This is a genomic window from Massilia sp. YIM B02443 (assembly GCF_030411955.1).
Classification (GTDB): Bacteria; Pseudomonadota; Gammaproteobacteria; order Burkholderiales; family Burkholderiaceae_D; genus Telluria.
On record NZ_JASNRA010000045.1, the window covers coordinates 1 to 13,791 of the forward strand.

Sequence of the window (13,791 nt, forward strand, 5' to 3'; positions counted from 1 at the left end):
TTTAATCTCTGTTTGTTGACTCTTTCGAGTCACTCGCCATTTCTGGCGAGGTCGCTCACTCAAAATACTGACCATCACTTCATTGCTGAAGCAACGTTAATACTTTTTGTGAACATTTGATAATTTAAGTATGCGGCTGAACAAGTCAGCCGGCACCTTCATCAAACGCCCACACTTATCGACTGTTAATTTTTAAAGAACTGNTTTGTGAACATTTGATAATTTAAGTATGCGGCTGAACAAGTCAGCCGGCACCTTCATCAAACGCCCACACTTATCGACTGTTAATTTTTAAAGATCAGAATTCGGTACTGCCTTGCTGCATCGTTGCGAATCGTTGTGTTCGTCAGCAGCAGAGAAGAGAGATTATGAAGCTTTACTACGATCTCGTCAACTCCCTTTTCTCCTTCGCTTCACTCATCTATAAGACGGCGTCTGCGTTGGAGAGGCGAGATTATAGCCAAGCCTTTCGCCGCTTGCAATGGGTGTTGCTGTGATATCTTAGCCGCCGCCACAGTCGACCTTCTATTACATAAGCGATGCAGATTCCTTCGATCATCTCCACTGCCGATGCGGCGTTGTCCCAATCTTTGGCCGACGCCATCAATAACAAGACCAAGCCGATCGGCAGCCTGGGCCGCCTGGAATCGCTGGCTGCCCGACTGGGCCTGATTCGGGGCACTGAACGGATCAGCATCGACCGTCCTGCGATCGTGATCTTCGCCGGCGACCATGGCGTGGTGGCCGAAGGCGTCTCCGCCTACCCGCAGGACGTCACCTGGCAGATGGTCGAGAACTTCCTGGCCGACGGCGCCGCCATCAATGTCTTCGCACGCCAGAACGGCTGCGCCCTGCACATCGTCGACGCCGGCGTGAACCACGACTTCGGCGACCGCCCCGCCCTCATCAACCGCAAGATCGCCCCCGGCACCCGCAACTTCGCCCATGAACCCGCGATGTCGGCCCAGGAATGCGCCACCGCGCTGGAACACGGCATGGCCCTGGTGCGCGACATCCCCGGCAACGTGGTGGGCTTCGGCGAAATGGGCATCGGTAACACCACCTCCGCCGCGGCGCTGATGCATAAGCTCACCGATCAACCGCTGGCGCGCTGCGTCGGCGCCGGCACCGGCTTGAACCTTGATGGCATCCTTCATAAGGAGCGCGTGATCGCCGCCGCCGTCCAGCGCCATGCGGCGGCAACCGATCCGCTGGACGTACTGGCCACCTTCGGCGGCTTCGAGATCGCGATGATGAGCGGCGCCATGCTGCAAGCGGCCGCGCTGCGCAAGGTGCTGCTGATCGACGGTTTCATCGTCACCGCTGCGCTGCTGGTCGCGGCGCGCCTGCAGCCGGCCATCCTCGACTACTGCGTGTTTTCGCACAGCTCGGGCGAACACGGTCACGCCCTGCTGCTCGAGCAGCTCGGCGCGCAGCCGCTGCTCGACCTCGGCCTGCGCCTGGGCGAAGGCACCGGCAGCGCGCTGGCCCTGCCGCTGTTGCATGCGGCCGCGAACTTCCTGAACCAGATGGCGACCTTCGCCTCGGCCCAGGTCAGCGAACGCTCGGCATGATCCACCAGCTGCGCCTGTTCTTCATCGCCCTGCAGTTCTTCACGCGGCTGCCGATCCCGCGCTGGGTCGGCTTCGAACAGGCGTGGCTGAACCATGCGTCGCGCTACTTCCCGCTGGTCGGGCTGGTGGTCGGCGCATTGGCCGCCGCCGTGTACGCGCTCGCCGCGCTGTGGCTGCCGGCGCCGGTAGCGGCCGTGCTGTCCACCGCCGCCACCATCTATATCACCGGCGCCTTCCACGAAGACGGCTTCGCCGACACCTGCGACGGACTTGGCGGCGGCATGACGCGCGAGCGCGCGCTCGAGATCATGAAGGATTCGCGCGTCGGCGCCTATGGCGCGATCGGCATCGTCTGCATGCTGGGCGCCAAGCTTGCGGCGCTGGCCACGCTGCCGCCCGCCAGCGCCATCGCCGCCCTGCTGCTGGCGCACCCTTTATCGCGCCTGGCCGCCACGAGCCTGATCTGGAAAATGGACTACGCCCGCGCCGAAGGCAAGGCCAAGCCGCTGGCAGTGCGCATGACGAATGCGGAATTCTTCCTCGCGGTGCTGACCGTGCTGCTGCCGGCCGCCGCGCTCTTACTATATGGAGCGCTGACGCCGGCCGCCGCCGTCGCAGCAACATTGGCGACCGTGCTCGCCGCCTGGTGGCTGGCGCGCAAGTTCGCCCGCCGCCTGGGCGGCTACACCGGCGACTGCCTCGGGGCGGTCCAGCAGCTGGCCGAAGCGGCGATCTACATCGCAATCCTGGCCACGCTCGGCCACGGTGCGCTGGCTTGATGGAATTGCACCTGGTGCGCCACCCGCAGCCGGAGGTGGCGCCAGGCCACTGCTACGGCAGCAGCGATCTGGCGGCCAATGAAGCAGACACCGAGCGCGTGCTGGCCGACCTGGCGCGCGCCGGCCTGCCCGCCGACATGCCCGTCTACGCCAGCCCGCTGGCGCGCTGCGCGGCACTGGCGCGCCGCCTCGCCGACCAGCCGCTATTCGACGCGCGCTTGAAAGAGATGGATTTTGGCGACTGGGAGATGCGCCACTGGGACGCCATCGCCCGCAGCGAAGTCGAGGCCTGGAGCGCCGACCTGCTGCACTACCGCCCCGGCGGCGGCGAAAGCGTGATGGATGCCGCCGCGCGCGTGGCCGCCTTCAGGGCCGATCTGGAACGCAGCGGCCATGCGCGCGCCGTGGTCATCTGCCACGCCGGCGCCATGCGCCTGCTGGTGTCGCTGCATGCCGGCGGCGACCTGGCGCAGGCGGCGCTGCGTGCGGCGCAGGCGCCACACCGCATTGCCTACGGCGAGATCCTGCTGCTGAAAGATTGACAAGCCAAGTATAATGACCGCGTTTTGGTGCTCGCGCCTGCATTCGCAGCCGCAGTTAAACGGGAAACACGAAGCCTGCCATCCAGGCCAACGTGTGCTGCCCCCGCAACGGTAAGCAAGTGCCGCTGTCATGACGACGCGGCGAACCGTCTCCTCATACCACTGTGCGCGAGCATGGGAAGGTTGGACGGCCATACTTGTCAGCCCGGATACCGGCCAAAAGGTGGACCTGCGCACGGCGCGCGTCCGTTCAATCTGGCCTACGGGGGACGTCGGCTGGTTGCCTTTAGATATGAAACAGCACATGAATTTTCCAGTTACCCGGCAAGCGGCCGCAGTGTCGCTCGCCCTCGCCGTCATTTCCTCGAGCGCTTTCGCCCAGGCCAGCCTGCCGGCCGCCGACACCGTGGTCGTGACCGCGACCCGCACCCCGCAACGCGCGCTTGACGTCGTCGCCGACACCGTCGTCATCACCGCCGAAGAAATCGCGCGCTCCGGCGCCGGCTCTGTAGCCGACGTCCTGCAGCGCCAGCGCAGCATCGAGATCACCCGCAACGGCCCGGCCGGCAACGCCACCAGCGTGTTCCTGCGCGGCGCCAACGCCAACCAGGTGGTCGTGCTGATCGACGGCGTGCGCATCGGCTCCTCGACCCTGGGCACCGCCGCCTGGAACGCGGTGCCGCTGGCCGCGATCGACCGCATCGAAGTGGTCTACGGCCCGCTGAGCACCCTGTACGGCGCCGACGCCATCGGCGGCGTGGTCCAGATCTTCACCCGCAAGGGCGAAGGCGCACCGCGCGCGACCGCCTCGGTGGGCATCGGCAGCAACGGCACCCGCCAGGCCGACGCCAGCATCGCAGGCGGCACCGCCGGCGAGCACGCGGTCAGCTATGCCTTCGGCGCCGGCTACGAAGATGCGGACGGTTTCTCGGCCGCCCGCCCGGGCGCGTATGGCTACAATCCGGACAAGGACGGCTACCGCCGCCGCAACGCCAACGGCCGCGTGTCGATGGCGATCGCGCCGGGTCATGAAATCGGCGGCCAGTTCCTGGTCAGCCGCCTGTACAACCAGTACGACAACGGCGACAACTTCGACGCCTACGGCGACTCGGACCTGAACACCTATGCGCTGTTCATGACCAACCAGATCATGCCGAACTGGCGCAGCACCATGCAGCTGGCGCGCTCGGAAGACAAGCAGTTCGACCTGGGCGGCGTCGAGGATTGGAACACCAGCCAGATCGACACCAAGCAGGATGAATTCTCGTGGCAGAACGACATCGCCATCGGCCAGGACACGCTGCAGCTGCTGTACGCGCACCGCCAGGAAAAAGTCGACGCCTCCGCTCTGGTGGACAATAACGGCGACGACCGCAAGCGCATCACCAACTCGTTCGCCGCCAGCTACTCGGCGCGCCGCGGCAACCACCTGGTCGACGTCAGCGCGCGCCAGGACCGCTCGATCTACGGTCACAAGAACACTGGCGCCGCCGGCTATGCCTACGATTTCGGCAACGGCCTGCGCGCCAACGCCAGCGTCGGCACCAGCTTCCGCGCCCCGACCTTCAACGAACTGTATTACCCGGGCTACGGTTACCCGGACAATCGTCCGGAAAAAGGCCGCAACCGCGAAGTCGGCCTGCGCTACGACGGCAACGGCTACCAGGTGGATGCAACCTACTTCCACAACCGCCTGACCGACATGCTGATCACGGCCACGCCATGCCCGGATGTCAGGTTCGCCTACTGCGCCTACAACGTCAACAAGGCGCTGCTGGAAGGCTTCTCGCTGGCCGCTGCTACCCGCTTCATGGGCGTCGACCTGCGCGGCAGCCTGGATTGGCAGGATCCGCGCGACGAGACCACCGGCAAGCAGCTGGCGCGCCGCGCGAAGAAGCACGCCAGCTTCGGCGCCGACTACACGGTCGGCACGCTCAAGACCGGCGCCGAACTGGTGCTGTCGGGCGAGCGTTTCGACAATGCGTCCAACACCACCCGCCTGGGCGGCTATGGCCTGCTGAACCTGCACAGCACCTGGCAGTTCAATCCCGACTGGTCGCTGCTGCTGCGCGTGAATAACGTCGCCGACAAGAACTACGAAACGGCGCGCTTCTACGGCACCAGCGGCCGTACCTGGTTCGCGGCCCTGCGCTACGGCATCCGCTAAGCCGGCGCCGAAGTCCCGCAGCGTCATCTATGACGTTGCGGGCAACGGATAAACCAAGGGCCAGCATGCACGCATCCATCCCGTCACATCGCCGGCGCGCCGTCATCATCGTCGGCGCGATGCTGGCGTTTGCCGCCGCCGCCCTGCTGTTCGCGGGCATGACCGGCTCGATCGCGGTGCCGCTGGCCGACATTCCCGCCGCCCTGCGCCAGCTGGCCGCAGGGCGTCCCGATTCCCTCTCCGCTTCCCTGATCGAACTGCGCGCTGGCCGCGCACTGGTGGCGTTCGTCACCGGCGGCGCGCTGGCCCTGGCCGGCCTGATGATGCAGGCACTGCTGCGCAATCCCCTGGCCGACCCATATGTACTGGGAGTGTCGGCCGGCTCCGCGGTTGGCGCCCTGCTGGCGATGCTGCTGATGGCGTCTGCGCTCATGGTCGATGCGGCCGCGCTGCTCGGTGCGGTCGGCGTCGCGCTGCTGCTGTACCTGCTGGCGCGGCGCGACATGCGCGGCGGCCAGGCGGCCGAAGGCGGCGCGTCGCTGCTGCTGCTGACCGGCGTGATCGTCTCGGCCCTGTGCACGTCACTGATCACACTGATGCTGTCGATCGCGCCCGAAGGACGCCTGCGCAGCATGGTGTTCTGGCTGATCGGCGACCTGGCCGGCGCCCCGCTGCGCCTGGCGCCCTGGATCGTCCTGCTCGGCGCGCTGCTGTTCGCCATGAAGAGCACGCGCGCCATGAACGTGGTCGCGCTGCATGCGGAAGCGGCCGTCACGCTGGGCGTGCGCGTCGGCGCGCTGCGCAAGGGCTTGTTCTTCGTGTCGGCGCTGCTGACCGCCAGCGCCGTCACCAGCGCCGGCGCGATCGGCTTCGTCGGCCTGATCGTGCCGCACGCCTGCCGCTTCGCCTTCGGTCCCGACCACCGGGTGCTGGTGCCGGCAACGGTGCTGGCCGGCGGCGCCTTCCTGGTGCTGTGCGATACACTGGCGCGCACCATCATCGCGCCGCAGCAGCTGCCGGTCGGCGCCATCACGGCGATGATCGGCGCCCCGGTGTTCCTGTACCAGCTGCACCGGCTGCGCAAATGACCATGATCTCGACCCGCGACCTCTTGCTCATCGCCGGCAAGCGCACCCTGGTGCAGGGACTGGACTGGTCCGCGCAAGCCGGCGAATGCTGGAGCATCATCGGCCGCAACGGCGCGGGCAAGAGCACGCTGCTGCGCACGCTCGCCGGCCTGCACGATGCGGCCGGCGGTGCCGTTGCGATCGGCGGCCGTCCGCTGAAGGACTGGCCGCTGGAAGAGCTGGCGCGCCAGCGCGCCTTCCTGGCCCAGTCGCGCCACGACGCCTTTGCCTATACCGTGATCGAAAGCGTGCTGTCGGCGCGCCATCCCTACCACGCCAAGCGCTACTGGGAAGGCAGCGACGACCATGCGATCGCGCTGCAATCGCTGGCGGCGATGGAAGTCGACGACCTGGCCGCGCGCGACGTGCGCACCCTGTCCGGCGGCGAGCGCCAGCGCGTGGCGATTGCCGCCCTGCTGGCGCAACGGACGCCGCTGCTGCTGCTCGACGAGCCGACCAATGCGCTCGACCTGGCGCACCAGGTGAGCGTGATGGGACTGCTGGCGCGCCTGTGCCGCGAACAGCACAAGACCGTGGTCATGATCGGCCACGACCTGAATCTCGCCCACCGCATCTCTACCCATGCGCTGCTGCTGATGGGCGACGGCCGCTGGCAGGCCGGCGCCATCGACGACACCATGCAGCCGGCGCTGCTGGGCGACTACCTCGGCCATCCGATCGACATGATCGAGCACGGCGGCCGCCGCATCTTCATCCCGAAGGAGGACTCCGCATGACCGACATGACGCCCGAGCAAACGACCGCCCTCAACGAGCGCCACCGCGCGCGCATGGAACGCAAGAAGGCGGTGATCGACGCCAAGATCGCCTCGGCCGACAAGGAGATCGGCATCATCATCGTCAACACCGGCAACGGCAAGGGCAAGAGCTCGAGCGCGTTCGGCATGGTGGCGCGCGCGCTGGGCCACGGCATGAAGGTGGGCGTGGTCCAGTTCATCAAGGGCGCGCTGGCGACCGGCGAAGAGACCTTCCTGCGCCGCTTCCCCGACGAGGTGAGCTTCCATGCGATGGGCGAAGGCTATACCTGGGAAACCCAGAACCGCGAGCGCGATATTGAAAAAGCAAATGAGGCGTGGGCGATGGCCAGGCAGTTCCTGTCCGATCCGGCCATCGGCATGGTGGTGCTGGACGAATTGAACATCGCGCTCAAGTACCGCTACCTCGACGTCGACACCGTGATCGCCGACCTGCTCGACCGCCCGGTAATGCAGCACGTGGTGATCACCGGCCGCGGCGCGTCGCCTGAATTGATCGCAGTGGCTGACACCGTCACCGAGATGAACGTGGTCAAGCATGCGTTCAAGGCCGGCATCGCGGCGCAGGCGGGGACCGAATGGTAACGAACAAGCACTCTGGCGCGCGCGTGGTGATGGTGGCGGCGATGTCGTCCGGCCAGGGCAAGACCACGGTGACGGCGGCATTGGCGCGGCGCTTGCTCAAGATGGGCAAGCGCGTGCGCGTGTTCAAATGCGGCCCCGATTTCGTCGATCCGGTGATGCTGGAAAGCGCCTGCGGCTCGCCGGTGCACAACCTCGACCTGTGGATGGTCGGACGCGATGAATGCCTGCGGCGCCTGCGCGACGCAGCGCGCGAAGCCGATGCGATCCTGGTCGAAGGCGTGATGGGACTGTACGACGGCTCGCCCTCAAGCGCCGACCTGTCGCGCGAATTCGGCATTCCCGTGCTGGCCGTGCTCGATGCGTCGGCGATGGCGCAAACCGCCGGCGCGGTGGCGCAGGGCTTGCGCGACTATGGTCCGGTGCAGATGGCGGGCGTGATCGCCAACCGCGTCGCCAGCCCGGGCCACACGGCGATGGTCAAGGACTCGCTGCGCGACATTCCCCTGCTCGGCACCCTGCCGCGCCAGGAGAGAAAACTGCCGGAGCGCCACCTCGGCCTGGTGCTGCCGGGGGAAGTCGAAGAGCTGCACCAGATCCTGGATGCGCTGGCCGACAGCATCGACTTCGACGAAGCGGCATGGGATGCCTTGCCAGTCATGGCGCCGTCGGAGGACGATGCCGCGCCGCCCGAACAGCTGCTGGCCGGCCGCACCATTGCCATCGCGCGCGACCCGTCGTTCGTGTTCGTCTATCCGGCCAATATCGACCTGCTGAAAGCCATGGGCGCGCGCATCACGTATTTCGCGCCATTATCGAACGAAGCGGTGCCGGCGGACGCCGACGCGGTCTACCTGCCCGGCGGCTATCCCGAGCTGCATGGCCCGGCCCTGGCAAGCGCACATCGCTGGCGCGATTCGATCCGCGCGCTTCATGCGCGCGGCGTGCCGATCGTGGCCGAATGCGGCGGCATGATGGCGGTGGCCGACGGCCTGACCGACAGCCAGGGCAAGCGCTGGGAGATGGCCGGCCTGCTGCCGGGCGAAGTGACGATGCAGAAGCGCCTGAGCGGACTGGGTCCACATGCGATGCCGACGCCAAGCGGCGAGGTGCGCGGCCATACCTTCCACTATTCGCTGCTGCAGGCCGGCGTCGTGCCGGAATCGCATACCGTGAAGCAGAAGACGGGCGCCCAGGGCGAGGCGGTGTACCGGGTCGGATCGCTGACTGCATCCTACTTCCACGGTTACTTCCCGTCCAATCCGCGCGCGGTCGCCGCGATGTTCGGAGGCCGGCCTTGAGCTGCACGCTGGTCTTTGGCGGCGCGCGCTCGGGCAAGAGCGCGTTCGCCGAACGCCTGGCGCAGGACTCCGGCAAGGAAGTCGTGTACGTGGCCACCTCGCGCGCCGGCGACGGCGAGATGGCGAGCCGCATCGCGCATCACCGCGAACGCCGGCCCGCGCACTGGCAGACGGTGGAAGAAGAACTGGCGTTGGCCAAGACCCTGCGCGAGCACTGCGCTCCGCAGCGCCTGGTGCTGGTCGACTGCCTGACGCTGTGGCTCAGCAACCTGATGTTCTGCGACGGCCGCGAGTATCCGGAAGTGGGCGACCTCGCGCTGCCCGAGCGCTTCCATGAAGAGCGCGCGGCGCTGCTGGACGCGCTGGATACCGGACTGGCGGGCGAGGTGGTGTTCGTCTCGAACGAAGTCGGCATGGGCATCGTGCCGTGGGGCGCGATCTCGCGCAGCTTCGCCGACGAAGCCGGCCGCCTGAATCAAGCCGTGGCGGCGCGCGCCGAGCGTGCCGTCTTCGTCGCCGCCGGCTTGCCGCTCTGGCTGAAAGGGCCGGCATGTTGACTGGTCTGCCGCTGTCGACAATCACCCTGCTGCTGGTGGCCGGCATCGCGCTCGACCTGCTGCTGGGCGAGACGCGGCGCTGGCATCCGCTGGTCGGCTTCGGCAAGCTGGTGACTTTCATCGAACGTCGCCTGAATTCTGGTAGTGGGCGCTTGCTGCGCGGCGTGCTGGCTTGGTCGCTGGCGGTGCTGCCATTGACGCTGCTGTTCGCCGGATTGGCCGAGGCGGCCGGCCTGTGGCTGCACGCGCTGCTGCTGTACTTCTGTATCGGCTTGCGCAGCCTGCGCGACCACACATTGCCGATCTTCGCGGCGCTGCAGCGCGGCGACCTGACGCAGGCGCGCCTGCTGACCAGCTACATCGTCAGCCGCGACACCACCAATGCGAATGAGTCCGACCTGGCCAAGGCCAGCGCCGAGTCGCTGCTCGAGAACGGCAACGACGCGGTGTTCGGGACGCTGTTCTGGTTCATCCTGCTGGGCGGACCGGGCGCGGTGCTGTTCCGGCTGGCGAATACGCTCGACGCGATGTGGGGCTATCGCAATGAACGCTTCAACCTGTTCGGGCGCACGGCGGCGCGCATCGACGACGTCTTGAATTACGTGCCGGCGCGGCTCACGGCCCTGTCGTACGTGCTGCTGGCCGGCGCCGGCTGCGCGCGCGCCTGGCAATGCTGGCGCACCCAGGCCCCCGCCTGGAGCAGCCCGAACGCCGGGCCGGTGATGGCCAGCGGCGCCGGCGCGCTCGGTGTGTCGCTCGGCGGCGCCGCGGTGTACGACGGCGAAGTCGAACAGCGTCCGCCGCTCGGCCTCGGCCCCGCCGCCGGCGCGCACGACATCCCGCGCGCCTTGCGCCTGGTGCTGCGCACCACCCTGCTGTGGACCGGCGTCGTGTGCCTGGCCGCAGTGCTGTTGTCCCTTGGAGACCACCATGCTTGAACACGGCGGCAACCTGCGCGATGCAGCGCGGCGCTACGGCCGCGACGACTGGATCGACCTCTCGACCGGCGTCAACCCACACAGCTATCCGGCGCCGGCGCCGTCTCCCGCGGCCTGGCATCGCCTGCCCGAGCCGGATCCGGAACTGCTCGCCGCAGCATGCGCTTACTATCGTGCCCCGGCACTGCTGCCGGTAGCCGGCACCCAGGCCGCGATCCAGGCCCTGCCGCGCCTGCGTGCGCCGTCGCGCGTTGCGGTGTCGGCGCCGTCGTATGCGGAACACGCGCATCACTGGAACCTGCATGGCCACCAGCGCACCTTGGTGCCGTATGCGGCGCTGGAAGGGGCGGTCGACAGCTGCGACGTGGTGGTGGTAGTTAATCCCAACAATCCAACCGGTGAGACGGTCACGCCGGAACAGCTGCTCGACTGGGCGGCGCGCCTGCATGCGCGCGGCGGCTGGCTGGTGGTCGACGAGGCGTTCGGCGATACCACGCCGTCCCTGAGCGTGGCCGCGCATGCAGGGCAGCCGGGACTGATTGTGCTGCGCTCGGTCGGCAAGTTCTTCGGGCTGGCGGGACTGCGCCTGGGCTTCGTGGCGGCGGAAGAACGCCTGTTGTCCGCACTGGCCGACCTGCTCGGGCCATGGACCATCAGCGGTCCGGCGCAGGAAGTGGCGCTGCAGGCGCTGCGCGACACGCGCTGGCAGCAGGACACGCAAGCCTGTTTGAAAGTGCACGGCTACCGGATGTCGCGGCTGCTGCTCGCCTACGGCATCGCCAGCGCCGGCACCCCGCTGTTTCGCTGGTGGCCGGAAGCGCGGCCCGAGGACTTCCACGAGCACATGGCGCGGCGCGGCATCTGGTGCCGCCTGTTCCGCGTGGCCGCGCGCGGGATCCGGGTCGGACTGCCGGCGACGGAGCCGGACTGGCTGCGGCTCGAACAAGCACTTCATGAATGGAGCAAGGGATGAACAAAGCGATGCTGGCATGCGTGCTGGCCATGACGATGGCCGGCGCGGCGCAGGCCGCGATCACGGTCAAGGATGACGCTGGGCTGACGGTCAGCGTCAGCAAGCCGGCGCTGCGCGTGATCTCGATGGCGCCGCACGTGACCGAGCTGCTGTTCGCGGCCGGCGGCGGCAGCCGCGTGGTGGGCGCCGTGAACTATAGCGACTACCCGGAAGCGGCCAAGAGCATCCCGCGCATCGGATCGAACCGCGAGATCGACATCGAGCGCGTGCTCGCATTGAAGCCCGACCTGATCGTGGCCTGGATGCACAACAGCTCCGAGCGGCAACTGGAACTGGTGCGTCAACTCGGCGTGCCGGTGTTCCAGAGCGATCCGCAATCGCTCGAGGCGATTCCCGAGAGCGTGCTGCGCCTGGGCCAATTGATGGGCACCGAGACGGCGGCCAAGGCCACGGCGGCGCAGCTGCGCAAGCAGCTGGCGAGCCTGCGCGCACAGTACGCGAAGCGTCCGCCGGTGCGCACCTTCTACCAGGTGTGGGACAAGCCGCTCTATACGCTGAGCGGAAAGAGCATCGTCACCGACGCCATGCGCCTGTGCGGCGGCGTCAACATCTTCGACAAGCTGAACGTGGTGGCCCCGATCGTCACGCTCGAGAGCGTGCTGCAGGAGAACCCGGAAGCGATCATCGCCACCGCCGAGAAGAACTACGGCGGCGTCGCGCTGTGGAAGCAGTACGGCACCCTGCAGGCGGTGCGCAACGATAACCTGTTCACGCTCGATGGCGACCTGCTCAACCGCGCCGGACCGCGCATGATCCAGGGCGCCGCCGCGATGTGCGAGGCGCTCGAACAGGCCCGCCAGCACCGCGCCGCCAAATGACGCCCTTCCCCTACCGGACCCTGATGGTGCAGGGCACGACGTCGGACGCCGGCAAGAGCACGGTGGTCGCGGCGCTGTGTCGCCTGTTGATGCAACGCGGCGTGCGCGTGGCGCCGTTCAAGCCGCAGAACATGGCCTTGAACAGCGCGGTGACACGCGACGGTGGCGAGATCGGGCGCGCCCAGGCGCTGCAAGCGATCGCCGCCGGCGTCGAGCCGCACACCGACATGAATCCGGTGCTGCTCAAGCCGTCGAGCGACATCGGCGCCCAGGTCATCATCCACGGCCGCGTGCGCGCCGACATGAATGCGCGCGACTATCACCGTTATAAACCGGTGGCGATGGAGGCAGTGCTGGAATCGCATGCACGCCTGCTGGGGCAGTACGACGCCGTGATCGTCGAAGGCGCGGGCAGCCCGGCCGAAATCAACCTGCGCGCACGCGACATCGCCAATATGGGATTTGCCGAAGCGGTCGATTGCCCGGTGATCCTGGTGGCGGACATCGACCGTGGTGGGGTGTTCGCGCACTTGGTCGGCACGTTATCGTGCCTGTCGCAGTCGGAGCGCGACCGCATCATCGGCTTCGTGATCAACCGCTTCCGCGGCGACATCAAGCTGCTCGAGCCAGGCCTGGAATGGCTGGAACGCGAGACCGGCAAGCCGGTGCTGGCGGTGCTGCCCTATCTGCACGGACTGTATCTGGATGCCGAGGATGCGGTGCAGGCGGCGCAGGCGAACAAGGGCGCGTTTCGCGTCGTCGTTCCCAGTCTGCCGCGCATGAGCAACCATACCGACTTCGATGCGCTGCGTGCGCATCCGGACGTCGACCTGTGTTTCGTGCGCGAGGGCGAAGCGATTCCCGGGGCCGACCTGATCATCCTCCCGGGCAGCAAGAATACGCGCGGCGACCTGGCATGGCTGCAGGCGCAGGGCTGGCCGGCGCAGATCGCGCGGCATCTGCGTTATGGCGGCAAGGTGATCGGGATTTGCGGCGGCTTCCAGATGCTGGGACAGAAGGTCGCGGATCCGCATGGGATCGAAGGTGCGCCGGGTGACTCAATGGGATTGGGCGTGCTCGAGGTCGAGACGGAGCTGACGCGCGAAAAGCGTCTGACACGGGTGGAAGGTAGGTGTGCTTTCGCCGATGGCGCCGCGTCGCCGCGGGTGAGCGGATACGAGATTCACATGGGCGTGTCGCGTGGCGGAGCGCTGGGCACTCCTGCGTTTTCGATTGACGGGCGGCCGGAAGGCGCGATATCGAAAGACGGGCAAATCTTGGGCACTTATCTGCACGGGCTGTTTGATCATCCCGACGCGTGTGCGGCGTTGCTGCGGTGGGCAGGCCTGCACAGCGATCTCGTTGTCGATACCAGCCAGTTGCGGGAAGCGAGCCTGGACAGGATTGCCGCGTCGGCGGAAGGCTTGATGGAGAAGCTGATCGCTTTGCGCAGTGGCGCTGGGACTAGTTGAACGCGTCGGCAGCGAAGCTGCCAACCCTACCGTTCTCGGGATTTTTCAGGCCGCCGGAATGCAAAAAAGCCCACTCAAGATCTACTTGAGCGGGCTTTTTCTATATAACTAGCCTGACGATAACCT

General features: G+C 67.0%; 13 protein-coding genes and 1 riboswitch. All 13 genes read left to right on the forward strand.

Annotated features, from left to right (window positions below; translation table 11 throughout):
• Positions 1–539 precede the first annotated feature (539 nt).
• The 13 genes from cobT (at position 540) to QPK27_RS24645 (ending at position 13,665) form a co-directional block, all read left to right on the forward strand.
• A complete protein-coding gene (gene cobT / locus QPK27_RS24585; protein ID WP_290420794.1) occupies positions 540–1,574 on the forward strand; it encodes a nicotinate-nucleotide--dimethylbenzimidazole phosphoribosyltransferase in 1,035 nt (344 codons plus the stop codon).
• Positions 1,571–2,353 (forward strand): adenosylcobinamide-GDP ribazoletransferase, encoded by a 783-nt coding sequence (locus QPK27_RS24590; protein WP_290420795.1) that lies wholly within the window; start codon positions 1,571–1,573, stop codon positions 2,351–2,353. The genes cobT and QPK27_RS24590 overlap by 4 nt, the downstream gene beginning before the upstream one ends.
• Entirely contained in the window at positions 2,353–2,895 is a 543-nt protein-coding gene (locus QPK27_RS24595) for a histidine phosphatase family protein (protein ID WP_290420805.1), read from the forward strand. The genes QPK27_RS24590 and QPK27_RS24595 overlap by 1 nt, the downstream gene beginning before the upstream one ends.
• An 8-nt stretch (positions 2,896–2,903) precedes the next feature.
• A riboswitch (cobalamin riboswitch) is annotated at positions 2,904–3,131 on the forward strand.
• Positions 3,132–3,199: 68 nt separating this feature from the next.
• Positions 3,200–5,062 (forward strand): TonB-dependent receptor domain-containing protein, encoded by a 1,863-nt coding sequence (locus QPK27_RS24600; RefSeq protein WP_290420796.1) that lies wholly within the window; start codon positions 3,200–3,202, stop codon positions 5,060–5,062.
• A gap of 65 nt (positions 5,063–5,127) precedes the next feature.
• Complete coding sequence (locus QPK27_RS24605; RefSeq protein ID WP_290420797.1) at positions 5,128–6,150, forward strand: iron ABC transporter permease; 1,023 nt, start codon at positions 5,128–5,130, stop codon at positions 6,148–6,150.
• A gap of 2 nt (positions 6,151–6,152) precedes the next feature.
• Positions 6,153–6,926: an ABC transporter ATP-binding protein gene (locus QPK27_RS24610; protein WP_290420806.1), complete on the forward strand. Its 774-nt coding sequence runs from the start codon at positions 6,153–6,155 to the stop codon at positions 6,924–6,926.
• Positions 6,923–7,549 (forward strand): cob(I)yrinic acid a,c-diamide adenosyltransferase, encoded by a 627-nt coding sequence (cobO, locus tag QPK27_RS24615; RefSeq protein ID WP_290420798.1) that lies wholly within the window; start codon positions 6,923–6,925, stop codon positions 7,547–7,549. Before QPK27_RS24610 ends, cobO begins: the two co-directional genes overlap by 4 nt.
• Positions 7,543–8,847 carry a cobyrinate a,c-diamide synthase gene (locus QPK27_RS24620; RefSeq protein WP_290420799.1) on the forward strand — a complete coding sequence of 435 codons (1,305 nt, stop codon included), beginning with the start codon at positions 7,543–7,545 and terminating at the stop codon, positions 8,845–8,847. The genes cobO and QPK27_RS24620 overlap by 7 nt, the downstream gene beginning before the upstream one ends.
• Entirely contained in the window at positions 8,844–9,404 is a 561-nt protein-coding gene (cobU, locus tag QPK27_RS24625; protein WP_290420800.1) for a bifunctional adenosylcobinamide kinase/adenosylcobinamide-phosphate guanylyltransferase, read from the forward strand. Before QPK27_RS24620 ends, cobU begins: the two co-directional genes overlap by 4 nt.
• Positions 9,398–10,342, forward strand: a complete 945-nt coding sequence (cbiB, locus tag QPK27_RS24630) for an adenosylcobinamide-phosphate synthase CbiB (protein ID WP_290420801.1) — start codon at positions 9,398–9,400, stop codon at positions 10,340–10,342. Before cobU ends, cbiB begins: the two co-directional genes overlap by 7 nt.
• The gene (gene cobD, locus QPK27_RS24635; RefSeq protein WP_290420802.1) at positions 10,335–11,315 is read left to right on the forward strand and encodes a threonine-phosphate decarboxylase CobD; all 981 of its coding nucleotides are present in this window, start codon (positions 10,335–10,337) and stop codon (positions 11,313–11,315) included. The genes cbiB and cobD overlap by 8 nt, the downstream gene beginning before the upstream one ends.
• The gene (locus QPK27_RS24640) at positions 11,312–12,193 is read left to right on the forward strand and encodes a cobalamin-binding protein (protein WP_290420803.1); all 882 of its coding nucleotides are present in this window, start codon (positions 11,312–11,314) and stop codon (positions 12,191–12,193) included. Before cobD ends, QPK27_RS24640 begins: the two co-directional genes overlap by 4 nt.
• A gap of 23 nt (positions 12,194–12,216) precedes the next feature.
• A complete protein-coding gene (locus QPK27_RS24645; RefSeq protein WP_290420804.1) occupies positions 12,217–13,665 on the forward strand; it encodes a cobyric acid synthase in 1,449 nt (482 codons plus the stop codon).
• The last annotated feature ends 126 nt before the right edge of the window (positions 13,666–13,791 follow it).

Excerpts from the sequence above, each read along its gene's own strand:
- cobT (WP_290420794.1), top strand. The coding sequence starts at position 540 with ATGCAGATTCCTTCGATCATCTCCACTGCCGATGCGGCGTTGTCCCAA.
- QPK27_RS24590 (WP_290420795.1), top strand. The coding sequence starts at position 1,571 with ATGATCCACCAGCTGCGCCTGTTCTTCATCGCCCTGCAGTTCTTCACG.
- QPK27_RS24595 (WP_290420805.1), top strand. The coding sequence starts at position 2,353 with ATGGAATTGCACCTGGTGCGCCACCCGCAGCCGGAGGTGGCGCCAGGC.
- QPK27_RS24600 (WP_290420796.1), top strand. The coding sequence starts at position 3,200 with ATGAATTTTCCAGTTACCCGGCAAGCGGCCGCAGTGTCGCTCGCCCTC.
- QPK27_RS24605 (WP_290420797.1), top strand. The coding sequence starts at position 5,128 with ATGCACGCATCCATCCCGTCACATCGCCGGCGCGCCGTCATCATCGTC.
- QPK27_RS24610 (WP_290420806.1), top strand. The coding sequence starts at position 6,153 with ATGATCTCGACCCGCGACCTCTTGCTCATCGCCGGCAAGCGCACCCTG.
- cobO (WP_290420798.1), top strand. The coding sequence starts at position 6,923 with ATGACCGACATGACGCCCGAGCAAACGACCGCCCTCAACGAGCGCCAC.
- QPK27_RS24620 (WP_290420799.1), top strand. The coding sequence starts at position 7,543 with ATGGTAACGAACAAGCACTCTGGCGCGCGCGTGGTGATGGTGGCGGCG.
- cbiB (WP_290420801.1), top strand. The coding sequence starts at position 9,398 with ATGTTGACTGGTCTGCCGCTGTCGACAATCACCCTGCTGCTGGTGGCC.
- cobD (WP_290420802.1), top strand. The coding sequence starts at position 10,335 with ATGCTTGAACACGGCGGCAACCTGCGCGATGCAGCGCGGCGCTACGGC.
- QPK27_RS24640 (WP_290420803.1), top strand. The coding sequence starts at position 11,312 with ATGAACAAAGCGATGCTGGCATGCGTGCTGGCCATGACGATGGCCGGC.
- QPK27_RS24645 (WP_290420804.1), top strand. The coding sequence starts at position 12,217 with ATGGTGCAGGGCACGACGTCGGACGCCGGCAAGAGCACGGTGGTCGCG.